At 44.2% G+C, this 24,241-nt stretch carries 18 protein-coding genes; 8 read left to right on the top strand and 10 right to left on the bottom strand.

Annotated features, from left to right (window positions below):
* Positions 1-231: NirD/YgiW/YdeI family stress tolerance protein (locus Q0203_RS05805; protein ID WP_297930253.1), on the top strand; the 231-nt coding region annotated here is incomplete at its 5' end.
* 111 nt (positions 232-342) lie between these two features.
* On the opposite strand, the gene Q0203_RS05800 is transcribed toward Q0203_RS05805, so the two are convergent.
* The gene (locus Q0203_RS05800) at positions 343-678 is read right to left on the bottom strand and encodes a DUF496 family protein (protein WP_297930250.1); all 336 of its coding nucleotides are present in this window, start codon (positions 676-678) and stop codon (positions 343-345) included.
* A 198-nt stretch (positions 679-876) separates the two neighbouring features.
* Between Q0203_RS05800 and serC the strand changes: the two genes are divergently transcribed.
* From serC to Q0203_RS05775, 5 genes are all read left to right on the top strand, one after another.
* A complete protein-coding gene (gene serC, locus Q0203_RS05795) occupies positions 877-1,959 on the top strand; it encodes a 3-phosphoserine/phosphohydroxythreonine transaminase (protein WP_297930247.1) in 1,083 nt (360 codons plus the stop codon).
* Between the two features lie 79 nt (positions 1,960-2,038).
* Positions 2,039-3,136 carry a histidinol-phosphate transaminase gene (hisC, locus tag Q0203_RS05790; RefSeq protein WP_297930245.1) on the top strand — a complete coding sequence of 366 codons (1,098 nt, stop codon included), beginning with the start codon at positions 2,039-2,041 and terminating at the stop codon, positions 3,134-3,136.
* 10 nt (positions 3,137-3,146) lie between these two features.
* Complete coding sequence (aroA, locus tag Q0203_RS05785; RefSeq protein WP_297930243.1) at positions 3,147-4,469, top strand: 3-phosphoshikimate 1-carboxyvinyltransferase; 1,323 nt, start codon at positions 3,147-3,149, stop codon at positions 4,467-4,469.
* Positions 4,470-4,610: 141 nt separating this feature from the next.
* Positions 4,611-7,268, top strand: a complete 2,658-nt coding sequence (gene gyrA / locus Q0203_RS05780; RefSeq protein WP_297930241.1) for a DNA topoisomerase (ATP-hydrolyzing) subunit A — start codon at positions 4,611-4,613, stop codon at positions 7,266-7,268.
* 60 nt (positions 7,269-7,328) lie between these two features.
* The gene (locus Q0203_RS05775) at positions 7,329-7,679 is read left to right on the top strand and encodes a SirB2 family protein (protein WP_297930238.1); all 351 of its coding nucleotides are present in this window, start codon (positions 7,329-7,331) and stop codon (positions 7,677-7,679) included.
* A gap of 481 nt (positions 7,680-8,160) precedes the next feature.
* On the opposite strand, the gene pgi is transcribed toward Q0203_RS05775, so the two are convergent.
* From pgi to Q0203_RS05740, 7 genes are all read right to left on the bottom strand, one after another.
* Positions 8,161-9,810 carry a glucose-6-phosphate isomerase gene (pgi, locus tag Q0203_RS05770; protein ID WP_297930236.1) on the bottom strand — a complete coding sequence of 550 codons (1,650 nt, stop codon included), beginning with the start codon at positions 9,808-9,810 and terminating at the stop codon, positions 8,161-8,163.
* Positions 9,811-9,826: 16 nt separating this feature from the next.
* Positions 9,827-10,909: an alanine racemase gene (alr, locus tag Q0203_RS05765; RefSeq protein ID WP_297930234.1), complete on the bottom strand. Its 1,083-nt coding sequence runs from the start codon at positions 10,907-10,909 to the stop codon at positions 9,827-9,829.
* A gap of 24 nt (positions 10,910-10,933) precedes the next feature.
* On the bottom strand, positions 10,934-12,340 hold the full coding sequence (locus tag Q0203_RS05760; protein WP_297930232.1) for a replicative DNA helicase: 1,407 nt from the start codon (positions 12,338-12,340) through the stop codon (positions 10,934-10,936).
* A 145-nt stretch (positions 12,341-12,485) separates the two neighbouring features.
* The gene (gene aroG / locus Q0203_RS05755) at positions 12,486-13,568 is read right to left on the bottom strand and encodes a 3-deoxy-7-phosphoheptulonate synthase AroG (RefSeq protein WP_297930229.1); all 1,083 of its coding nucleotides are present in this window, start codon (positions 13,566-13,568) and stop codon (positions 12,486-12,488) included.
* Between the two features lie 103 nt (positions 13,569-13,671).
* Positions 13,672-14,922: a lipoprotein-releasing ABC transporter permease subunit LolE gene (gene lolE, locus Q0203_RS05750; RefSeq protein WP_297930227.1), complete on the bottom strand. Its 1,251-nt coding sequence runs from the start codon at positions 14,920-14,922 to the stop codon at positions 13,672-13,674.
* Positions 14,922-15,608, bottom strand: a complete 687-nt coding sequence (gene lolD, locus Q0203_RS05745) for a lipoprotein-releasing ABC transporter ATP-binding protein LolD (RefSeq protein WP_109858776.1) — start codon at positions 15,606-15,608, stop codon at positions 14,922-14,924. Before lolD ends, lolE begins: the two co-directional genes overlap by 1 nt.
* A gap of 14 nt (positions 15,609-15,622) precedes the next feature.
* A complete protein-coding gene (locus Q0203_RS05740; protein WP_297930224.1) occupies positions 15,623-16,807 on the bottom strand; it encodes a lipoprotein-releasing ABC transporter permease subunit in 1,185 nt (394 codons plus the stop codon).
* A gap of 214 nt (positions 16,808-17,021) precedes the next feature.
* Here Q0203_RS05740 and metH point away from each other — a divergent pair, with 214 nt between their 5' ends.
* A complete protein-coding gene (gene metH / locus Q0203_RS05735; RefSeq protein ID WP_297930259.1) occupies positions 17,022-20,711 on the top strand; it encodes a methionine synthase in 3,690 nt (1,229 codons plus the stop codon).
* A gap of 357 nt (positions 20,712-21,068) precedes the next feature.
* Here metH and Q0203_RS05730 read toward each other — a convergent pair whose 3' ends face one another.
* Positions 21,069-21,242 (bottom strand): hypothetical protein, encoded by a 174-nt coding sequence (locus tag Q0203_RS05730; protein ID WP_276810432.1) that lies wholly within the window; start codon positions 21,240-21,242, stop codon positions 21,069-21,071.
* A 166-nt stretch (positions 21,243-21,408) separates the two neighbouring features.
* On the opposite strand from Q0203_RS05730, the gene Q0203_RS05725 reads away from it, so the two are divergent.
* Positions 21,409-22,557, top strand: coding sequence for a WYL domain-containing protein (locus tag Q0203_RS05725; protein WP_297930216.1), 1,149 nt, complete (start codon positions 21,409-21,411; stop codon positions 22,555-22,557).
* Between the two features lie 238 nt (positions 22,558-22,795).
* Here the strand turns inward: Q0203_RS05725 and selD are convergent, their stop codons facing one another.
* Positions 22,796-23,836, bottom strand: a complete 1,041-nt coding sequence (gene selD / locus Q0203_RS05720; RefSeq protein WP_297930257.1) for a selenide, water dikinase SelD — start codon at positions 23,834-23,836, stop codon at positions 22,796-22,798.
* Positions 23,837-24,241: the final 405 nt, after the last annotated feature.

Here is a 24,241-nt window from a genome sequence, read left to right as displayed (position 1 = left end):
ATGGCAAACCGCGCGCCGGTCACACTAGAAGGCAACTTTGTTCGCCGAATTGATAACGATGAATTTATTTTCCGTGATAGCACCGGGGAAATCAAAGTGGATGTTGATGATCACGCATGGAAAGGCGTCAATGTCACGCCAAACGATCGCGTTCGTATTCAAGGTTCCGTCGATAAAGATTTTAGTGAACCGACAACCATTGAAGTACATCAAGTTGAAAAAATTCAATAATTCACTCAAATACCGCCTTTAGTGCGGTGTTTTTTTCTCTTATTTTTCTTAATAAATCCCATAAAAAAACGCTGAACTCAGTCAGCGTTTCTTTAAATTAAATAGTAAGATTTACGATTTTTTAGCAAATTCACAGGGAGGATTAATTTGATTTTTCATTTTGCTACTGATTTCGCGACGTTGTTTAGATAGTTCAGCGTTGCGAATAATGTAGTCATCCACCCGATTCTCGTAGTCGTCACGCATATTTTCGATAATGGCGCGAACATCTTCAATTCGCATATCATCACGGATATATTGATTTAAATTATCTAATAGCAACACCCGTTTTTGGTTATCGCGAATTTTACGATTGTTATCGTCCATATCGCGCAATAGTTTATTTTTTAAGCGATACATACGCACATACTCCAAAACATCCTGAAAAGACTTGTTGACGTTTTCCATTAATTTGCTCCCTTTATAGTAAAAATGAATTGGCGATAATGTAGCCTTTTTTGTAAATTTCGTCAAAAAATTCCCTGTTTTAAAAGGGGATTATTTTCCCTTTCGATAAATTCAAAAAATTTCCGTAAAAATCATTGATTAGAAAACGGTGAGGTGATAAAACTGAAATCAATTTTTCACTAAATCAGAGGAAATCCCATGGCAAACGTATTTAATTTCAGTGCCGGTCCGGCAATGATGCCCAAAGCAGTTTTAGAACAAGCACAACAAGAATTATTAAATTGGCAGGGGCAAGGCACCTCCGTCATGGAAGTCAGCCACCGCGGCAAATTGTTCATGGAATTAATCGCCCAATCCCAAGCGGATTTTCGCAAACTCTATAACATTCCTGAAAACTACCAAGTACTATTTTTACAAGGCGGCGCGCGCGGTCAATTTGCCGCCATTCCAATGAATTTATTGCGTGAAAACGGCAAAGCGTTGTATTTAAACAGCGGACACTGGTCTGCTACCGCAGCGAAAGAAGCCCGCTCTTTTGGCGAAATTGACGAAATCAACATTTTAGAAGCGGGCGATGAACTCAAAGTCAAATCTCTTGATTTTAGCGACATTGCCGAACAATACGATTATGTTCACTACTGTCCGAACGAAACCATTAGTGGCGTGGAAATTTTTGATGTGCCAAACGTCGGCAACGCTGTATTGGTGGGTGACTTCTCCTCTACCATTCTTTCCCGCAAAGTAGATATCAGCAAATTCGGCTTAATTTACGCCGGCGCGCAAAAAAACCTTGGCCCGGCAGGGATCACCATTGTTATCGTGCGCGATGATTTAATTGGTAAAGCACGCAAAGCCACACCGTCCATTTGGAATTATGAAACGCAGAAAAACAGCGATTCCATGATCAATACGCCACCAACGTTTGCGTGGTATTTATGTGCCTTAGTATTCAAACATTTGTTGTCTATCGGCGGCTTACCGGAAATCGAACAACGCAATCTTGCCAAAGCCAACTTGCTTTACGATTATTTAGACGGTAGCGATTTCTACCAAAATAACGTGGCAAAAGCCAACCGCTCTTTAATGAACGTGACCTTCACCACGGGCAATGACGAATTGAATGCAAAATTCGTTGCCGAAGCCACGGCAGCGGGATTGCAAGCGTTAAAAGGACACAAAGTGTTAGGCGGTATGCGCGCGTCCATTTATAACGCCATGCCGATTGAAGGCGTACAAACATTGATCCAATTCATGCAAAAATTTGCCAAAGAAAACGCATAGCCCTCTTAAAAGTGCGGTCGAAATTCATCGTAAAAATCCACCGCGCTTTCTTTTTCTTTATGACTACTCGGAGCATCTTATGCAATATCTTGATCGTGCCAATGCAGGTGTAAAAGCGCTTTCACCTTACCAAGCCGGTAAGCCCATTGAAGAATTAGAACGCGAATTAGGCATTAAAAATATCATCAAACTCGCTTCCAACGAAAATCCGTTCGGCTTGCCGCCTAGCGCCCAAAAAGCTATTCAGGCGCAATTAGACAACCTTCATCTTTACCCCGACTCCAACGGATTTTATTTCAAACAAGCTGTCGCGGAAAAATTCGGTTTACTACCGGAACAAATCACCCTTGGTAACGGCTCCAACGATTTAATTGAACTCATCGCCCATACCTTTGCCTCCGAGCAAGACGAAGTCATTTATTCCCAATACGGCTTCATTGTTTACCCGTTGATTAGCCAAGCCTTAAATGCCAAACGGGTAGAAATTCCGGCAAAAAATTACGGCAATGATTTGGCGGCTTTTCTAAACGCGATCACGCCAAAAACAAAATTAATTTACCTCGCAAACCCGAATAACCCGACGGGCACCTTCTCAAGTGCGGTAGAAATTGCCGACTTTTTGGCCCAAGTGCCTCCGCAAGTGATCGTGGCGCTGGACGAAGCCTATGTGGAATTTACCGAGCCGAGCGAACGCGTGGATTCTTTTGGTTTGTTAGCAAAATACCCAAACCTGATTGTGTGCCGCACCCTTTCCAAAGCCTATGGCTTAGCCGGTTTACGCATTGGTTATGCCGTTTCCTCAACAGAAATTGCGGGCTTGTTAAATCGCGTACGTCAGCCGTTTAACTGCAACAGTCTTGCCCTTGCCGCCGCCACCGCCGCCATTCAAGACGATGAATTTGTCGCCAAAGTGGCGGAAAATAATCGAATTGGCTTGCAATTATTGCAAAACTTCTTTGATGAAAAAGGCTTGCGTTATGTGCCGTCCAAGGGCAACTTCGTGATGTTGGATTTACAGCAACCTGCCGCACCGATTTATCAAGCACTGTTACGCAAAGGCGTCATCGTGCGCCCGCTAGCTGGATATGGTTTGCCAAACCATTTGCGCATCAGCATCGGCTTGCCGGAAGAAAATCAGCGTTTTTTAACCGCACTTAGCGACATTTTAGGCTTATAACGGACTATTTATGCAACACGCCACTTCCATTACGCTTAACCCCATCCACCATGTGGAAGGCATGATCAACCTACCCGGTTCGAAAAGCCTGTCCAACCGTGCCTTATTGTTGGCTGCGTTGGCTCGAGGCACGACCAACGTCACGAATTTATTAGACAGCGACGATATCCGCCATATGCTCAACGCCTTAAAACAACTTGGCGTGCAATATTCCCTGTCTAACGATAAATCCATCTGCGAGGTACAGGGCTTAGGTGGCGCCTTTCAATGGCATGACGGCTTAGCGTTATTTTTAGGCAATGCCGGCACCGCCATGCGTCCGTTGGCAGCGGCACTTTGTTTGGCGCGTGAAGGCGCTTCTGCACAAAATGAAGTGATATTAACCGGCGAACCGCGCATGAAAGAGCGCCCGATTCAGCACTTAATAGACGCGCTGTTGCAGGCGGGCGCAGACATTCGTTATTTAGAAAACGAGGGGTACCCGCCGATTGCCATTCGTAACACCGGTTTGCGTGGTGGCACGATTAAAATCGACGGTTCTATTTCATCGCAATTTTTGACCGCACTTTTAATGGCGGCACCGCTTGCAGAAGGCGACAGTGAAATTGAAATTGTCGGTGATTTAGTTTCCAAACCGTACATCGACATCACCCTTAACATGATGAAAATTTTCGGTGTGGAAGTTGAAAACCAAAACTATCAACGCTTTCTCGTGAAAGGCAAACAATCTTACCAATCACCCGGCACCTTTTTGGTGGAAGGTGATGCCTCCTCTGCCTCCTATTTCTTGGCGGCAGGTGCCATTAAAGGCAAAGTGAAAGTCACCGGCATCGGCAAAAACAGTATTCAAGGCGACCGTTTATTTGCCGATGTGTTAGAAAAAATGGGGGCAAAAATTACGTGGGGTGAGGATTTCATTGAAGCGGAACAAGCCCCGTTGCATGGTGTGGATATGGACATGAACCATATTCCCGATGCGGCCATGACCATTGCCACGACTGCATTGTTTGCCGAAGGGGAAACCGTCATTCGTAACATTTACAACTGGCGGGTGAAAGAAACGGATCGCTTAACCGCCATGGCAACCGAACTACGCAAAATGGGCGCTAACGTCGAGGAAGGCGAAGATTTTATTCGTATTCAACCCTTAAAATTAACGGATTTTAAGGCCGCAGAAATTGAAACCTATAACGATCACCGCATGGCAATGTGTTTCGCCTTGGTGGCGTTATCCGACACGCCCATCACCATTTTGGATCCGGACTGTACAGCAAAAACGTTCCCAACCTTTTTTGAGGAATTTTTAGCCATTGCACAGAATTCCCCTCAATAATTCCCATACAAAGCGCCACGAAAATAAAATTAGCGGCGCTTTTCTGTCTTCGTCACAAGATTTAACTTAGAAGAAAACCCTTTCCATGCTATAATCACGCCAATTTTTTCACTATTAAATTTAATGATTAGGAAGTTCTAAATGTCTGATTTCGTCCAAGATATTACGCCGGTCAGTATTGAAGAAGAGCTGAAATCTTCATACCTCGATTACGCCATGTCCGTTATTGTAGGACGTGCCTTGCCTGATGTACGTGACGGCTTAAAACCGGTACACCGCCGCGTGTTATTTGCTATGCACGAAGGGGGCAATGCCTACAATAAACCTTACCGTAAATCTGCCCGTATTGTGGGTGACGTCATCGGTAAATATCACCCACACGGTGATAGCGCGGTATATGATACCTTGGTGCGTATGGCACAACCCTTCTCCTTGCGTTATATGTTAGTGGACGGTCAAGGTAACTTCGGATCTGTAGATGGCGATGCGCCGGCGGCGATGCGTTATACGGAAGCCCGTATGACCAAAATCGCCCACGAATTATTGGCAGACCTCGATAAAGAAACCGTCAATTTCGTGCCAAACTATGATGGTTCGGAACAAATTCCTGAAGTGTTACCAACCAAAGTCCCAGCCTTATTGGTCAACGGCTCCTCCGGGATTGCTGTGGGGATGGCGACCAATATTCCACCACACAACCTAGGCGAAGTATTAGACGGTTGTTTGGCTTATATCGAAAATAACGATATCACCATTGATGAATTGATGAGTCATATTCCCGGTCCGGATTTCCCCACTGCGGCACTCATTAACGGTCGTAAAGGCATTGAAGAAGCCTATAAAACCGGTCGTGGTAAAATTTATGTCCGTGCCCGTGCGGAAATTGAAACCGATGAAAAAGGCCGTGAAACCATCATCGTTAACGAAATTCCGTATCAAGTCAATAAAGCCAAATTAATCGAAAAAATTGCAGAATTCGTCAAAGAGAAAAAAATTGAAGGCATTAGCGGTTTACGTGATGAATCAGATAAAGACGGTATGCGTATCGTCATTGAAATCAAGCGCGATGCCGTCGGTGAAGTGGTATTAAACAACTTGTATGCCCTCACGCAAATGCAGGTCACTTTCGGGATTAATATCGTGGCATTAGACCACGGTCAGCCGAAACTCTTGAATTTAAAACAACTCATTGAAGCATTCGTGTTACATCGCCGTGAAGTGGTGACCCGCCGTACCATCTTTGAATTACGCAAAGCACGTGAACGCACCCATATTTTGGAAGGTCTTGCCATTGCGTTAGCCAATGTGGACCCAATTATTGAGCTAATTCGTCAAGCACCAAATCCGGAAAGCGCCAAACGTGAATTGCTTGCTCGTCCATGGCAACTTGGTCATGTGGCAGAGATGTTGGCAGCAACCGGTGTCGATGCCGCCCGCCCGGAAGATTTAGACGAACAATACGGTATCCGTGACGGTTTATATTATTTGACCGAAGTCCAAGCCCAAGCCATTTTAGATTTACGTTTACAAAAATTGACCAACTTAGGTCATGACGAAATTCTAGACGAATACAAAAAATTATTGGAAGCCATCGGCGAATTGCTCTATATCCTACGCAGTCCTGAACGCTTAATGGAAGTGATTCGTGAAGAGCTGGAACAAATCCGCGAACAATTTAACGATCCGCGCAGAACAGAAATTACCGCCGCTTCCGGCGACATTAATTTAGAAGATTTAATCGCCCAAGAAGATGTGGTGGTAACACTTTCTCACGAAGGTTACGTGAAATATCAACCCATTAGCGATTACGAAGCACAACGCCGCGGTGGCAAAGGTAAATCGGCAACGAAAATGAAAGAAGAAGATTTCATTGAGAAGCTCTTAGTTGCCAATACTCATGACACCATTCTCTGTTTCTCCAGCCGAGGACGCTTATATTGGTTGAAAGTATACCAACTTCCACAAGCCAGTCGAGGATCACGCGGACGACCAATCGTCAATATTTTACCGCTCAATGAAAATGAACGTATTACCGCCATTTTACCGGTGACCGCTTACGAGGAAGATAAATTCGTCGTCATGGCAACCGCTGGCGGTATTGTGAAGAAAATTGCGCTAACCGAATTCAGCCGCCCACGTTCTAGCGGTATCATCGCGCTGAACTTACGCGACGAAGATGAATTGATCGGCGTAGATATTACCGACGGCAACAATGAAATCATGTTGTTCTCTTCCCAAGGTCGCGTGGTCCGTTTCAGCGAATCCGCTGTGCGTGCAATGGGGCGTTTGGCGACAGGGGTGCGCGGTATCAAACTCGCCTTAACCAATGATCTGAATGACGATGAAAGTGCGGTTGAAATTGAAGAGGTTTCTGACGACAACACAGAAGAAACCTTAGATCTCAACATCGATAAAGTCGTTTCTTTAGTCATTCCGAAAAACGATGGCGAAATTCTGACTGCGACACAAAACGGCTACGGCAAACGGACGAAGTTAGAAGAATATCCGACCAAATCCCGTAATACCAAAGGGGTGATTTCCATTAAGGTCAGTGAACGTAATGGCAAAGTCGTTGCGGCAACCCAAGTGGTTGATACGGACCAAATCATGTTAATCACCGATGCCGGTACCTTAGTTCGTACCCGAGTCAGTGAGGTCAGCATCGTCGGACGTAACACGCAAGGTGTTCGCTTAATCCGCACAAGCGAAAATGAGCATGTTGTGAGCTTGGAGCGTATCTGCGATGTCGATGACGAAGAAAGCGAACAAGAAAGTGCGGTAGAAAATACCGAAGAATAACAACATAAGAGCATTTTAAGGCAGCAGTACTTTATTGCCGCCTTAAATATTGGGGGATAAATGGATATTTATTTAGTTTATTTGCACATTATTTGTGCTTTTTTAAGCTTGGGATTATTGATTGTGCGAGGCGGAATGCAACTCACGCAGAAAAATTGGCGTGCCGTTAAACTCTTGAGAATTCTACCGCACTTAACAGATACGTTCTTAATTCTCAGCGGTATTGTCATGTTATTTCAATTCAACTTCGGCTTAGAAAGCTGGATTATGGCTAAAGTTGTATTGCTTTGCGGCTACATTATTTTTTCAGCAAAATTCTTCAGCAAAAAACAATCTCAAAACCGACCGCACTTTTTCTTCTTAGCCCTTGCCGCATTGGTAGCCACCATTTTAATTGGTTATTTTCATTAAAAACAACAAAGTGCGGTGAAATTTCACCGTACTTTGTTGTCATTCCACATACAGAATCGTAGCGTGCAACTTGTTGCACGAAATCGTGAACGCCCGAAAGGGATAAATATAACGTTCCGTGCGTGGTTTGATCGTGGATCAAGATGTACGCTACGCACGACATCGTGAATGACGCATTGAGATTTATCATTCGTGTAACAAGATGCTCGCTACGCACGAAATCGTGAATGACGCATTGAGATTTATCATTCGTGCAACAAGTTGCACGCTACGCACGAAATCGTGAATGACGCATTGAGATTTATCATCCGTGCAACAAGTTGTACGCTACGCACGACATCATGAATTACGCATTGAGGTTAATCATTCGTGCTTTGGCTGGCTATAACAACAAAGTGCGGTGAAATTTCACCGCACTTTTTTTGTTATTCCACACCTAGTACCTCCCATTATTTCCAATAAAAGGCACTAAATGGAGAGCTTAACGCCAAGCTTTGAATTGATTAATCAAGCCGTTGGTTGAGCTGTCGTGGCTTTCCACTTTCTCGTTGTTCACCAATTCCGGCAGAATTCGGTTGGCAAGTTGTTTACCTAGTTCCACGCCCCATTGGTCAAAGCTGTAAATGTTGAACAACACGCCTTGTACGAAAATTTTGTGTTCGTACATGGCAATCAACGCGCCTAAACTAAACGGTGTGATTTTTTGTACCAAAATGGAGTTGGTCGGTTTGTTACCGGTGAACACTTTAAACGGCACGATGTCTTTCACATCTGCCAAGGTTTTACCTGCGTTCAAGAATTCGGCTTCCACTTGTTCTTTGGTTTTACCGAACGCTAACGCTTCGGTTTGGGCAAAGAAGTTGGAAAGCAATTTGTTGTGATGGTCAGACAACGGATTATGGCTTTGAGCCGGTGCAATGAAATCACAAGGAATTAATGTGGTTCCTTGGTGAATCAATTGATAGAACGCGTGCTGACCGTTCGTGCCCGGTTCACCCCAGATAATTGGGCCGGTTTGATAATCATGAATCACCCTGCCATTGCGATCAACGTACTTTCCATTAGATTCCATGTTGCCTTGTTGGAAATAGGCGGCAAAACGGTGTAAATATTGGTCGTACGGTAAAATCGCTTCCGTTTGTGCGCCCAAGAAGTTGGTGTTCCACAAGCCCACTAAAGCTAGCGTTGTCGGAATATTTTGTGCTAATGGTGCATTGCGGAAATGTTTATCCATTTCATGGGCACCGCTTAATAACGCTTCAAAGTTTTCAAAGCCGATAGAAAGTGCAATAGACAAACCGATAGCAGACCATAAAGAATAACGACCGCCTACCCAATCCCAGAATTCAAACATATTGTTAGTATCAATGCCGAATTCTGCGACCGCTTTTGCATTGGTCGAAAGCGCGGCAAAGTGTTTTGCCACATGGGCAGGATCTTTTGCTGCGGCAAGGAACCAATCACGGGCAGACAAGGCATTCGTCATAGTTTCTTGGGTGGTGAACGTTTTGGACGCCACTAAAATCAAGGTGGTTTCCGGATTCACTTTTTTCAACGTTTCCGCGATGTGTGTCCCGTCCACGTTGGAAACAAAATGCATGGTTAAATGATTTTTATACGGGCGCAACGCTTCGGTCACCATGTAAGGGCCAAGATCGGAACCGCCGATACCGATATTGATCACATCGGTAATGGCTTTACCGGTATAACCTTTCCATTCACCGGAAATCACGCGTTCACAGAACGATTTCATTTTAGCGAGCACGGCATTCACTTCCGGCATCACATCTTTGCCATCCACCAAAACCGGCGTATTGGAACGGTTACGAAGTGCGGTGTGTAATACGGCACGATTTTCTGTACGGTTGATTTTTTCGCCATTGAACATGGCTTCTTTAGCTTGTGTTAAGCCGCACTCTTCAGTGAGTTGACGCAATAAATCAAGGGTTTCTCGGGTTAGATTATTTTTGGAAAAATCGACCAAAATCTCGTTGTTAAAGGTTAAAGAATAGTTGGCGAAACGATCTTTTTCTTGCGCAAATAAATCTTGAATCGTTGTATTCTTACGTTGCGCATGATGTTGGGTTAACGCTTTCCATGCGTTCGTTTGGGTTGGATTGATATTTTGCATAAGCACTCCTTTAAATTTAATCAATGTATTCAGTTAATACACGCGGGGTTAATTTGGTGATTAATTCATAACTGATTATGCCCGTAATTGCTGCTATTTCTTCAATCGGTAATTCTTTCCCCCACAAGATCACTTCATCGCCGACCTTGTCTTGACTGTCTGCGCCCAAATCCACGGTGAGCATATCCATGGACACTTTACCCACAATCGGCACACGGCGACCATTCAGGTAAACCGGTGTTCCTTGTGGCACATCACGTGGATAACCATCACCATACCCGATAGCTACCACGCCAATTTTCGTGTCTTTTTCACTTGTCCAAACACCACCGTATCCCACCGGTTCGCCTTTTTTATGTTCGCGCACAGCGATTAAAGAAGACGTTAAATTCATCACCGGCGTTAAACCGTATTCTTTTCCTGCGGTATTATTCGGTGAAATACCGTACATAATAATGCCCGGACGAATCCAATCTAAATGCGCGTCCTGCCAGAATAAAATACCGCCGGAAGCAGATATACTCCGTTCACCGGATTTGCCTTCCGTTGCCTGTAAAAAGCGGCTTAATTGTTTTTCTGTATAACCGCACTCTAGTTCATCAGCACGGCTAAAATGGCTCACAAAGCCAATATTCGGATCAACACACGGAAGCGATTTGAGTTTTTGATAAAAGTTGTCCACTTCGTCCAAATGGACGCCTAATCGGTGCATACCGGTATCAATTTTTAACCACACCTTTACCGGATTAGGTGTTTTGGCTTGCTCAAGGGCGTCTAGCTGTTCTTGGCTATGCACGACGGTTTGAATGTTATTGACAGCCAAAATCGGTAAGTCTTTAGAAGAGAAAAAGCCTTCTAACAGCAAAATCGGTTTGGTAATACCGTTGGAGCGTAATTTTAGTGCTTCTTCTAAACGCGCCACGCCAAAGCAATCCACCAAACTTTCGACGGCAGAAGACACAAACACAACGCCGTGTCCGTAAGCATTGGCTTTTACCACCGCAATAATTTTACTGTTTGGGGCTTTTTGTTTAATGGTTTGAATATTGTGTTTTAACGCAACAGAACTGATTTTCGCTGTTGCAGGTTTCATGTGCATTTTTTATCTCTTTTACGCTGTTATCTAATATTCGTCATCATAATGATGATGTTCTGCTAAGTTATCAAAACGGGAAAAATGACCTTGGAATGCCAACTTCACGCGTCCAATCGGCCCGTTACGCTGTTTACCGATAATAATTTCCGCAATGCCTTTTTCTTCCGATTCACGGTTATACACTTCGTCACGATAAATAAACATAATCAAGTCTGCGTCCTGCTCAATGGAGCCTGATTCCCGCAAGTCCGAGTTGACCGGGCGTTTATCCTGACGGTTTTCTAAGGTACGGTTTAATTGTGACAGGGCGATCACCGGCACTTCCAATTCTTTTGCCAAGGCTTTTAAAGAACGGGAAATTTCTGCAATTTCCAACGTACGATTCTCAGAAAAAGCCGGGGCACGCATTAATTGAAGGTAGTCCACCATGATTAAACTTAATCCGTTATTTTCACGATAAACTCGTCTCGCACGGGAACGTAGCTCCGTTGGCGTTAAGCCGGAAGAATCGTCAATAAATAAATTCGGCTTTTTAGCCAACATACCCATGGTGCTGGAAATTTTTGCCCAATCGTTGTCATCCAAGCCCTGACCGGTACGAATTTTCGTTTGATCCACGCGTGAAAGTGACGCCAAGCTACGCATCATAATTTGCTCCGCCGGCATCTCTAAACTGAACACCAATACCGGTTTATCACTGCCTAACGCCGCATTTTCACACAGGTTCATGGCAAAGGTGGTTTTCCCCATGGAAGGACGCGCCGCCACAATAATCAAGTCGGATTTTTGCAAACCTGCCGTTTTCTTATCTAAATCTTTGAAACCGGTGGAAACACCAGTAACACCGGAATGATCTTTAATTTGACTGAGTTGTTCGATTTTATTGATGGTGTTTTCCAGAATGGAAATGATATTTTGTGGGCCTTCAGTGCCGGATGTACGCTTCTCAGCAATGGCAAAAACTTCTCGCTCCGCCTCATCCAGCAAATGTTTTACATCCTGCCCTTTCGGAGAATAGCTGTTTTGCGCAATTTTGTTCCCAACGGAAATCAACTCGCGCATGATCGCCTTTTCTCGCACCACATTGGCATAAGCCACCACGTTGGCGGCACTCGGTGTGTTATTAGAAAGCTCAGCCAAATAAGCAAAACCGCCCACCTGTTCGATGACTTCGCGACTTTTCAGCGCCTGTTCTAAGGTAATTAAATCCACCGGCGATTGCTGGGCAATCAGCTTTTCCATTTCCTCGAAAATCAGACGATGTTCAAAGCGGTAAAAATCCTCTTTCACCACATTTTCAGCCACATCATCCCAATACATATTGTTCAGCAAAATACTGCCCAACACAGCTTGTTCAGCTTCGATAGAATGAGGAGGAATATTCAAATTGGTGGTGTTTTGGTCTTTCGCAGGAGGAGAATTCTTAGACGCCATTATTGCCTCAGTGGATAAAAAGAAGTCCCTATATGATATACCAAATCCGGGGTTGGTTTAACTTAAAAGTCAAAAAAAGTGCGGTGGAAATTCGCTCTGAAAATCCACCGCACTTTTGTTTGAAATGAACGGATGAAAAGAAAAATCAGCCGTTTAATTTGCGTTTTGCCGCCACCGCATCGGATAACTCTTGCAAGACTTTTTCACTGTCTTCCCAACCGATACAGCTGTCGGTAATGCTTTGCCCATAAGTTAATGGTTTGCCTTCCACCAAATCTTGACGCCCTTCCACCAAATGGCTTTCAATCATCACACCGAAAATTTTATCGGAACCTGCCGCAATTTGACGCGCCACTTCACGGCTCACATCCAATTGTTTTTTGAATTGTTTGCAGCTGTTGGCATGGCTGAAATCCACCATGACATGGGCTCTGTAACCCGCTTTGGCAAGTTCATCGCACACCTCGGCAACATCTTGTTCGCTATAATTCGGGCCATTGTCGCCACCACGTAAAATAATGTGACAGTCTTCGTTACCTTTGGTGGAAACGATAGCAGAATGACCGAACTTCGTGACAGACAAAAAATGATGCGGTGCTTCTGCGGCACCAATCGCATCTAAGGCAATTTTTACGCCACCATTGGTCGCATTTTTAAAACCAACGGCACAAGATAAACCGGAAGCCAATTCACGATGCACTTGGGATTCGGTGGTTCTCGCCCCAATCGCCCCCCAGCTCATGAAATCCGCTAAATATTGCGGCGTGATCATATCCAAAAACTCCCCAGCCGTCGGCACGGTTAAATCGTTAATGTCGGATAACAATTTACGCGCTATACGCAAACCATCGTTCAAGGCATAGGTATTATTTAAGTATGGGTCGTTAATTAAACCTTTCCAGCCCACCGTAGTACGCGGTTTTTCAAAATACACGCGCATAATAATTTGTAAGGTATCTTGGTATTTTTCGCGCATTAATTTAATGCGTTTTGCATATTCTAATGCCGCTTTCGGATCGTGAATGGAACAAGGCCCGATAACCACAAGTAAACGATCATCTTCACCATGAATAATTTTATGCGCTTCGTGACGGGCATTTTCCACGGTTTTCACCGCAACGCTGCTTGCCGGGTATTTTTCTAGCAACGCAATCGGGGGTAACACCTGTTCAATCTTACCAATTCGCGTATCGTCGTTTTCAATGGAAATATCGTTTTTTGTGTTCATTGTTCACTCGCTTATCTTCATAAAATTCTAAAATGTCCGAAAAAAGTGGTATTACTCTACCACTGCAATTTGTACTAGTAAACTAGTTTATTTAATTTCTTTTTTAATGACCGCTTAATATCTGTGCCGGTTGCAATTTTGCCGCGCGATTTGCCGGATAAAGGCTGGCAAATAAACTGAGAATTAACGCAGAAAGCAGCACCAGCAACACATCTTGCCAATGGAGTTCGGTTGGCAGAAAGTCCACGAAATAAATGCCGTCGGACAATAATTTTCTACCGATGACACCTTCTAACCCCTGTATAAGTGCGGTCAAATTTAAGGCCAAAATCACGCCGAACACAATGCCAATCAGACAGCCTTTCATGCCCGCCTGCAAGCCATACCAAATAAAAATACGCTTAATAAACCCATTATTCGCGCCAAGGGTACGCATGATGGCAATGTCGCCCGCTTTATCTTTCACCGCCATGATGAGCGTGGACACGATATTAAAACACGCTACCCCAATCACCAGCACCATGGCAATGTACATCACCGTGCGAATCAGCTGAATATCGCGATACATATAGCCGAATTTACTGATCCAGTTTTGCAGGTAAAGCATCTGCGGATAATCTTGCAACATGGAATAATCAAGGGTTTGAATGTTAAACGGATCCGCGGTTTTCAGTTCTACCCCACTCACCTGTTCCGCTTGATAATCCATCAACTGCTGCGCCTGCGCCAAGGGCATGAGGGCGTAACTGTGATCCAACTGTCCATCCAAACGCAAAATCCCCGTGACTTGGACACGTTCACGCAACGGCTGAGTCAAATTTTCCGTGCCTTTTTGTTGGGAAATTAACAGAGAAACCCAATCCCCTTCTTGCACATCTAGATCCCGTGCAATCCCCGAGCCCAGCACCAAGCCACCATGTTGGGCAAAATTTTGCCATCCTTGATTTAACACAAAATGCCCAAGAGAACTCACTTGATCTTGCAATGCCGTTTCCACGCCTTTAATTTGCACTACTTTTAATTTTGCGCCATTTTCCACTAAGGCGGTAAAACTGACAAAAGGCGAAACGCCAATGATTTGCGGATTTTGTTTCAACTTAGCAGCAAGATGTTGCCAATGATCGATCGGTGCGTTGCTTTGCCCGCTTGCAGAGGAAATTTCCGCATGCGGCACGACCGCCAAAATCCGTTGATTGAGTTCACGTTCAAAGCCGTTCATGGCGCTTAAACCGATAATTAGTACCGCCACGCCCAAGGCTATGCCCATGCTGGAAAAAAATGAAATCAGCGACACCAAACGGTTTTTATGCTTACTGTGTTGATAGCGCCAACTGATAAAAAATGGCGTATTCATCAGGCGTTTTCCTCGCGTAACACACCGTCTTGCATAATCAAACGACGATTCAATTTTTCCGCCAAATTCAAGTCGTGGGTCACCAATAAGAAGGCAATCTGTTTTTCTTGATTGAGCTGTTGAATTAGCTCAAAAATGCTTTCCGTGGTTTTGTGATCCAAATTGCCGGTAGGCTCATCCGCCAACACCAATGCCGGATTATTCACCAACGCTCGGGCAATCGCCACACGTTGGCGTTCTCCACCGGATAACGCAGACGGGCGATGTGAAATTCTGTGCTGTAAACCGACCGCACTTAAGATCTGCTCGGCGCGATCCTGCGCTTCCGTTTTGTTTTGTTGCCCGATAAGCATCGGCATCATCACGTTCTCAAGTGCGGTGAAATCTGCCATTAAATGATGAAACTGATACACAAAACCTAAATATTGATTGCGCAACTTTGCCAACGCATTGGGTGTCATTTGTTGCAACGATTGCCCTTTGATAAACACTTCACCGCTGCTCGGTTGATCTAATCCGCCCAAGGTATGCAATAACGTACTTTTGCCCGAACCGGAACTGCCCACAATCGCCACCAATTCGCTCGGTTGCATAGAAAAAGACACCTGTTTTAGCACTTCTGTTTGTTGTGTGCCTTCTTGATAAAATTTCGTGATATTTTGGCAAGATAATAATGCTGTATTCATTTTTTCATCTCTTTTTATTCATAGCGCAAGGCTTCTGCCGGTTCCACTTTCGCAGCGCGATAGGCCGGATAAATGGTGGATAACAATGACAATAATAAGGAAAACACGACAATCGTCAGAATTTGCCAAGGCTCAAGTGCGGTCGGTAAATACATCGTTTTTGCGCCTAAGATATTTACGATAGCGTCCAAATTTAATGTCACTAACACGCCCAATATGGCGCCCGCCAAGGTACCCATTAACCCCACCAATAAGCCTTGATAAATGAAGATAGAACGCACCTGCCCTTTCGTTAAACCAAGAGTTTGCAAAATGGCGATTTCACCCTGTTTGTCCACCACCATTAGGCTTAAAGACGTAATAATATTGGACACCGCCACCACAATAATTAAGCTCACCAACAAGCCCATCATATTTTTTTCCATGCGAACCGCTTGGAAAAACTCACCTTTTTGTGTGCGCCAATCGGTGATTTGCGTTGCTGATGGAAACGCGGCCGGCAGCTCGGTAATTTGGAACGGATCTGTTAAAAATAAACGGAAACCTTGTGCTTCGCCCGGCTGAATTCGCATTAAGCGTCCAATGTCCGTTAAATTGGCAAACGCTTCATACCCTGACGCATGCCCTGCATCAAAATAAATTTCGCTGACGGTAAATAAACGTTGCAACGGCACGCGCCCGAAAGGCGTGTATTGGCTGTTTTCGGTAATCATCAAACGCACTTTGTCGCCGACATGCAGGTTTAATTTCTGTGCCAGTTGATCGCCAAGAATGATTTTAAACTCACCTGTCGGTAGCAAATCCTCAAAATTCTGCTCAGACAATGTGGATAAAATTGGGTCATCCGAAAATTGTCGAATCCCAATCACTTGCCCTGCGCTGACACCGCCTGCGGTTTGAAAAATCACATTCGTCATGTTTATCGGCACGGCTTTTTGCACGAAATTCGGCATAGGCGGCTCGGCATCGTCGATCTTCACCTTGCCGTTCGGGTTAACAATGGCGTGGGGAATGGAAGAAAGCACTTGTTGCTTTTGATAGCCTTCCAAACCGTTCATCACAGACAGCACAATAATCAATGCCATCACGCCAAGCACAATGCCGAAACTGGCTAAATTCGTCACCAACCGCCCAAAACGATCGGCACTTTTCGCCCGCCAATAGCGCAATGCAATAAAAAGAGGGGTAGATAAGGTCATAAGGGATAAAAAATCATTAAAAATACGAAAAAAATTGCGCGCTAGTTTAGCATAGACCAAGATAAAAAGCAGAATATCGGCAAAGAATTCTCTTAGGCCAGCCAGAAAAACACGCTAAAAAACACCGCACTTTTAGAGAGATAACATTTGACAGCGCAAGCACATCTTCCTACTATTCCTCCCATTTATTTGAACTCCAACAAACGGAAAGCTTATTTTGAAAAACACCACTGAAATACTAAAAAATGCCCTCGCCCAACGTATCTTAATTTTAGACGGCGCCATGGGCACGATGATCCAAAAATATAAACTCACCGAAGCGGATTTCCGTGGTGAACGCTTTAAAGAAAGTGCGATCGATTTACGCGGCAATAATGATTTGCTGACCCTCACCCAACCGTTACTCATTTCCGCGATTCACGAAAAATATTTAGAAGCCGGCGCGGACATTATCGAAACCAATACGTTCAGCTCCACGACCATTGCGCAAGCGGATTACGATTTGCAATCCATCGCCTACGAACTCAACTTTGCCGGCGCAAAACTAGCGCGTTTGGCAGCGGATAAATACAGCACACCGGAAAAACCAAGATTCGTCGCGGGGATTCTCGGCCCGACGAACCGCACGGCGTCCATTTCCCCGAACGTAAACGATCCGGGTTTCCGTAACATCACCTTTATGGAATTGGTGGATGCCTATTCAGAAGCCACGCGCGGCTTAATTAAAGGCGGTGCCGATTTAATTATGATCGAAACCATTTTCGACACCTTAAATGCCAAAGCGGCAGTATTTGCCATTGAAACCGTATTTGAAGAATTGGGCGTGGAATTGCCGATTATGATTTCCGGCACCATTACCGATGCTTCCGGCCGCACCCTTTCCGGACAAACCACTGAAGCCTTCTACAACTCTCTGCGCCACGCTAAACCACTGACATTCGGTTTGAACTGTGCGCTGGGCCCGAAAGAATTGCGTCAGTATGTTGAACAACTCTCTAAAATCAGTGAAACCTACGTTTCCGTGCACCCGAACGCAGGCTTGCCGAATGCCTTCGGCGGCTACGATCTCGGCGCGGAAGACATGGCAGCACACCTGAAAGAATGGGCGGAAAGCGGCTTTGTAAACATTATCGGTGGCTGTTGCGGCACCACACCGGAACACATCAAAGCCTTTGCCGATGCGGTAGAAAATATCCCGCCACGCAAATTGCCACAAATTAAAACCGCCATGCGTTTATCCGGTTTAGAACCGCTTAACATTGATGATGAAAGCCTGTTCGTGAACGTGGGCGAACGTAATAACGTAACCGGCTCGGCGAAATTCAAACGCTTAATTAAAGAAGACAAATTTGCCGAAGCCATTGAAATTGCCATCGACCAAGTGGAAAACGGCGCGCAAGTGATCGACGTGAACATGGACGAAGCCTTGCTCGACGGTAAAAAATGCATGACCCGTTTTCTCAACATTATGGCGACGGAACCCGATGCAGCCAAAGTGCCGGTGATGATCGACTCCTCCAAATGGGAAGTGATTGAGGCGGGCTTGCAATCGGTGCAAGGTAAGCCGATTGTGAACTCTATTTCCTTAAAAGAGGGCGAGGAAAAATTTATTCATCAGGCTAAATTGGTGCGTAAATACGGCGCAGCTGTGGTCGTGATGGCGTTTGACGAAGTAGGCCAAGCAGACACCGAAGATCGCAAAGTGGAAATCTGTACCCGTGCCTATAACATTTTAGTCAACCAACTTGGTTTCCCGCCGGAAGACATTATTTTCGACCCGAATATTTTCGCCATCGGCACCGGGATTGAAGAACACAACAACTACGGCGTAGATTTCATTAACGCCACAGGTCGTATTAAACGCAGCTTGCCACACGCCAAAATTTCAGGCGGTGTATCAAACGTGTCCTTCTCCTTCCGTGGTAACAATGTGATGCGTGAAGCCATTCATGCAGTCTTCCTCTATCACGCCATCAAACAAGGCATGGACATGGGGATTGTGAATGCGGGACAGCTCGCGATTTATGACGATCTCGATCCTGAATTGCGTGAGATCGTAGAAGATGCCGTCTTAAACCGTAGTCCAGATGCCACAGAAAAATTGCTTGATATTGCAGAAAAATACCGCAATCAAGGCAATGAAAGTGCGGTGGATTCTGTCGCCGAATGGCGCACATGGCCGGTAGAAGAACGCTTAAAACACGCTCTCGTGAAAGGCATTACTACACACATTATCGAAGACACCGAAGAAGCTCGCCAAAAATTGCCAACGCCGTTAGAGGTCATTGAAGGTCCACTCATGGCAGGCATGGACGTGGTGGGCGATTTGTTCGGCGACGGCAAAATGTTCCTCCCACAAGTGGTGAAATCGGCACGCGTAATGAAACAATCTGTGGCATATTTAGAGCCATTTATCAACGCCACAAAACAAAAAGGCTCCAGCAACGGCAAAGTGGTGATCGCTACCGTAAAAGGCGACGTGCACGATATTGGCAAAAACATCGTGAGCGTGGTGTTGCAATGTAATAACTTTGAAGTGATTGACTTGGGTGTGATGGTACCGGCAGACAAGATCATTCAAACGGCGATTGATGAAAAAGCGGATCTTATCGGCTTGAGCGGTTTGATTACGCCATCCCTAGACGAAATGGAATACTTCCTTGGCGAAATGACGCGTTTAGGGTTGAACTTGCCTGTTTTAATCGGCGGTGCTACCACCTCCAAAGAGCATACCGCCATTAAACTGTATCCAAAATACAAACAACACGGCGTGTTCTATACCTCGAACGCCTCCCGTGCGGTCACAGTCTGTGCCACGTTGATGAACCCAGAAGGCCGTGCAGCATTGTGGGAACAATTCAAAAAAGATTACGAAAAAATCCAACAATCTTTTGCCAACCGCAAACCGTTGCGGAAACAACTGAGTATTGAAGAAGCGCGCGCCAACCGTTTCGACGGCTTTAGCGGCGAATGGGAAGATTATGTGCCGCCAACGCCAAAACAAACCGGCATTGTGGAATTTAAAAACGTACCAATCGGCGAGCTGCGTAAATTTATCGACTGGTCGCCATTCTTCCGCGTATGGGGCTTGATGGGTGGCTATCCAGATGCCTTTGATCATCCGGAAAGTGGCGAAGAAGCCCGCCGCGTGTGGAATGATGCGCAAGCGATGTTAGATGCTTTCGAACAAAACCACAAACTTAACCCAAGCGGTATTTTAGGCATTTTCCCTGCAGAACGTGTGGGCGATGATGTGGTGCTTTTCGCTGATGAAGAACGCTCTCAACCTATCGGCACCGCTTACGGCTTACGCCAACAAACGGAACGTGGCAAAAACAGCAAAAGCCAATTTAACTTTGCCTTGAGCGACTTTATCGCTGATCGCGAAAGCGGCAAAAAAGACTGGATGGGCATGTTCGCCGTGTGCGCCGGCGTTGAAGAAATGGCGCTAGTGGAAGGCTACAAAACCGCAGGCGATGACTACAGCGCCATCTTGCTACAAGCCGTAGGCGACCGTCTCGCCGAAGCCATGGCAGAATACCTGCACTTTGAGCTCCGCACCCGCATTTGGGGCTACACGCAAGAGGAATTCGACAACCAAGGGTTAATCAATGAAAACTACGTCGGCATCCGCCCTGCGCCAGGTTATCCAAGCTGCCCAGAGCATACGGAAAAAGCCTTGATTTGGGATTTACTAGAAGTAGAACAACGCATCGGCATGAAACTCACCGAAAGCTACGCCATGTGGCCGGCAGCTTCCGTCTGCGGTTGGTACTTCACCCACCCGGCAAGCAACTATTTCACTTTAGGTCGCATTGATGAAGACCAAGCTCAAGATTATGCCAAACGTAAAGGTTGGGATGAGAGAGAGATGATGAAGTGGTTGGGTGTGACGATGAAGTAATATTTTTTCTATTATTAATAAAAGATTAAAAGTCAGACTTTCATCTGACTTTTGAATATTATGAGTGCGGATAACTGCGACAATGTTCACAGACTCGTTCCCATTGTCCCCGCTTAAAACGAACATACGCTCTTACATGAACGGATTTAGGAAATTTACATTGCATCATTATGCAATCTCCATTAAAAAATAAGAGAACGATATTGATTAGATGCTTAAAAGAAAATATAATCGCACTCCGATTTTATAGCTATTGTCTATTCATTTAGGCATCGCAGGAAGAGGGGCGTTCTCACTTCCATTCCATGAACTTGAAATGTTAGTCGCATTTCAAGTTTTTTCTTTATGTACCTTGTATTATCTTTCTTTTCTAACCCCCTTAAACGGTAAACCATCTTGTTTCACATCCATAAATCTCCCAGTGTTAGAGTCTCTTTTGATCCATTGCCCAGTTGTTGGGTTATAAGTTTGTGATCTACTGCGAACCATGCCTTTACGTTGATTGTCTCCATATGGAGCATTTTTTGCCATATATATTCTCCTGTATAATTTATGGTAGAAAAATCTTTCCAATAATTGAAAAGATGCTAAACTGTATCATAGGTATTATAAATAGTCAATATCGATCTATAAAATAGATCATCTAAAAAATAGATCATATGGATTCATAAAAAAGAGCATTTAGTGAGGTGGTACTATGTTAAGTCAACAAATTGACCAATTTTTGATTGAAACCCAAAAAAAATTTAGCCAAATTGAGAGGTTAATTTTTATTGATATTTGCTTAAATTATTTAGGATACGTATCTCGTTTGGATATTATGGATGAATTTGAAATAGCTGCCGCAGCTGCCTCAAAAGATCTCAATGAATACAGAGAGCTAAACCAAACAGGGATTTTTCTAAATCATAAAGAAAAAGTTACAGAGATATCTGATTCATTTATTCCATTATTCATAATTGATCCTATTATTGCACTAGATGTGTTAACAAATGGTTTTAACCGTAACAAATTTATGGATAAAAAGAATCTGCTGAAAGTAGAATTTATCAACAACTCTCAAATTACACAAATTGACAGTATATCAATTGTAAATGTTACGAGGGCTTTATATAGAAATAAAGCTATTAAATGTAAATATGAATCAGCTAATAGCTCTAATAAGTCTGAGCGAGTTCTCTTTCCAATAAATCTTTTTGTAAATAATCAAGAATGGTATTTTAGGGCTTTTGAACAAAGTGAGGAATTATCTCAATTTAAAAATTTTAAAATATCTCGGGTTATAGAGGCGCATTATGATGTATTGTCAGAACCCCTAACAAAAGAGTTCATTGATTCTGATACTCAGTGGAATACTTTAGTTCCAATAGAAGTAAAAATAAATAGTTCACTACCAGAACACGCTCAACAGAGTATTAAAAAAGATTTTTGCATGGAAAATCAAGATTCAATGATTATTACAACTAGAGCTGCATTATTTCCATTTATAAAATCTAACTATAAAATAGGAACCAAATCAGAAATTAAGAAACAACAATTTTTATATTTTGAACTATTAAATGAATCTCTTATAGATACTGTAATTAATGTTTGTCAGAAGAATCATAGATATGCTAATGTTTTAACAACCCTATCTTTTAGCCAAAATAATGAGGCTGGGCGCCATAGATGTGCTGGGTGCGCTTATGAAGCTGGAATTAGAGATGGTCTAAATAACGAAAAACATAGTTTAGATGAGTTAGATCTTCCTTACAGTCAAGCTGGTAAAGCTAGACATCGTTCAGCTCAGGAGGCTTACAATTTAGGTTGGGAAAAAGGATTTGAGGATTTTAGTAAAAATCCCTAACTACTTATAGAACATGTTTAATATTTCTCTTCTGCGTTGGCGCACGCTTCCCAGCGTGTGCCTAATTCCAACAAAAATACTTCAAAAATCAACCGCACTTTATTTACTTTCTTTGGCACGTGTTAGGAAACACGGTCAACGTACGAATCTATAATAAAAAGTGTGGTCATTTCTTCAAATATTTTTCATTTCAAAAAACACTTGGAAAAATGACCGCACTTTAATCAACAAATCAACTCTATTTCACCACAATAAATTCCGGTGTAGCTTGTCGTTCAATGAGTTTACCGACAGGATATAGCTCAACACCTGCGGTTTTGGCGACAGTAAAAACCTCTTTTTCCGAATCCGGTTTGACGGCGATGAGTAAGCCACCGGAAGTTTGTGGGTCACATAGAACGGCTTTCTGTAAATCCGTTATTGGGGCGATTTTGTGTCCGTAGCTGTCGAAATTACGGTTCGTACCGCCCGGAATGCAGCCTTGCGCAATGTAGTCTTCTACACCGTCTAGGGTTTTAATGTTAGCAAAATCCACTTCGGCATTAAGATTGGAGCCTTCGCAGATTTCGGCTAAATGCCCTAACAAGCCAAAACCGGTGACATCCGTCATGGCGGTAACGCCATCAATGTTTGAAAGCTGGCTTCCCAGCAAATTCATTTGGCACATCCACTTAGTCGCCAAACCTTTATGTTCTGCTTTTAATTTGCCTTGTTTTTCTGCCGTAGTTAATACGCCGATGCCCAGTGGCTTGGTTAAATACAAGTGACAGCCTGCTTGTGCCGTGGCATTTCGTTTCACTTTCTCGGTGTCGATAATGCCGGTCACCGCCAAGCCAAAAATCGGTTCCGGCGAGTCAATAGAATGTCCGCCGGCAAGGGCAATACCCGCTTCCTGACAAGCAAAACGGCCACCGTCAATAATGCGCTGTGCCACGCTTGCAGGCAATTTGTTAATTGGAAAGCCAAACACCGCAATCGCCATGATCGGTTTACCGCCCATAGCAAATATATCGCTCACGGCGTTGGTTGCCGCAATGCGACCAAAATCAAAGGGATCGTCCACAATCGGCATGAAAAAGTCTGTGGTACTGATAATCGACGTACCATTGCCTAAATCATACACCGCCGCGTCATCCTTGGTGTCATTGCCGACAAGGAGATTCGGGTCAATAAACGGTGCCATGTCGGTATGCAAAATTTCCTCTAAAACCTTAGGCGATATTTTGCAGCCTCAACCGGCGCCGTGGCTATATTGCGTCAGCCGAATGTCGTTTGTTATGACGCATTCATTCTGTTCCGCGTGCAAAGCCTGCTCTGTCATGCTTACTTCCTTTTTGTTAAACGAATGGCGTAATTATAACGTGATTGGGTTTAGAATTCATTAATGGAAATGCCTTTCAAGACAAAAAGCAGGTGATATCGATGGTGTCAAGAGGTATAAATGAATGTGAAGATGAGAGAAAAAGGGTGGTGAACTAAGCAGAATTGGTCTTAACAGCAAGCGGTTCGCTGCGTCGCGTCCTTGCGGGTTTCTACCTAGTCCACCATTGATGGATGATGGTTTGTAGTTTGCGACATACTGATACTAAAAGTGTTCTATACCTTCAGCCCGCTTATTTCAGGAGACCAATCCTGACTTTCAAACATCTTATCCTGAAAGTGGTTACATAATAAAATCGTTTTA

It is taken from the genome of uncultured Aggregatibacter sp., assembly GCF_938046485.1.
Lineage (GTDB): Bacteria > Pseudomonadota > Gammaproteobacteria > Enterobacterales > Pasteurellaceae > Aggregatibacter.
Note: the sequence above shows the minus strand (reverse complement) of the source record. Positions and strands in the feature narration are given on the sequence as shown.

Bases quoted from the DNA above. Each gene is read 5' to 3' on its own strand.
- serC (WP_297930247.1), top strand. From the start codon at position 877: ATGGCAAACGTATTTAATTTCAGTGCCGGTCCGGCAATGATGCCCAAA.
- gyrA (WP_297930241.1), top strand. From the start codon at position 4,611: ATGTCTGATTTCGTCCAAGATATTACGCCGGTCAGTATTGAAGAAGAG.
- Q0203_RS05800 (WP_297930250.1), bottom strand. From the start codon at position 678: ATGGAAAACGTCAACAAGTCTTTTCAGGATGTTTTGGAGTATGTGCGT.
- aroG (WP_297930229.1), bottom strand. From the start codon at position 13,568: ATGAACACAAAAAACGATATTTCCATTGAAAACGACGATACGCGAATT.
- Q0203_RS05760 (WP_297930232.1), bottom strand. From the start codon at position 12,340: ATGGCGTCTAAGAATTCTCCTCCTGCGAAAGACCAAAACACCACCAAT.
- Q0203_RS05775 (WP_297930238.1), top strand. From the start codon at position 7,329: ATGGATATTTATTTAGTTTATTTGCACATTATTTGTGCTTTTTTAAGC.
- lolD (WP_109858776.1), bottom strand. From the start codon at position 15,608: ATGAATACAGCATTATTATCTTGCCAAAATATCACGAAATTTTATCAA.
- pgi (WP_297930236.1), bottom strand. From the start codon at position 9,810: ATGCAAAATATCAATCCAACCCAAACGAACGCATGGAAAGCGTTAACC.
- alr (WP_297930234.1), bottom strand. From the start codon at position 10,909: ATGCACATGAAACCTGCAACAGCGAAAATCAGTTCTGTTGCGTTAAAA.
- Q0203_RS05740 (WP_297930224.1), bottom strand. From the start codon at position 16,807: ATGACCTTATCTACCCCTCTTTTTATTGCATTGCGCTATTGGCGGGCG.
- lolE (WP_297930227.1), bottom strand. From the start codon at position 14,922: ATGAATACGCCATTTTTTATCAGTTGGCGCTATCAACACAGTAAGCAT.
- hisC (WP_297930245.1), top strand. From the start codon at position 2,039: ATGCAATATCTTGATCGTGCCAATGCAGGTGTAAAAGCGCTTTCACCT.
- aroA (WP_297930243.1), top strand. From the start codon at position 3,147: ATGCAACACGCCACTTCCATTACGCTTAACCCCATCCACCATGTGGAA.
- Q0203_RS05730 (WP_276810432.1), bottom strand. From the start codon at position 21,242: ATGGCAAAAAATGCTCCATATGGAGACAATCAACGTAAAGGCATGGTT.
- Q0203_RS05725 (WP_297930216.1), top strand. From the start codon at position 21,409: ATGTTAAGTCAACAAATTGACCAATTTTTGATTGAAACCCAAAAAAAA.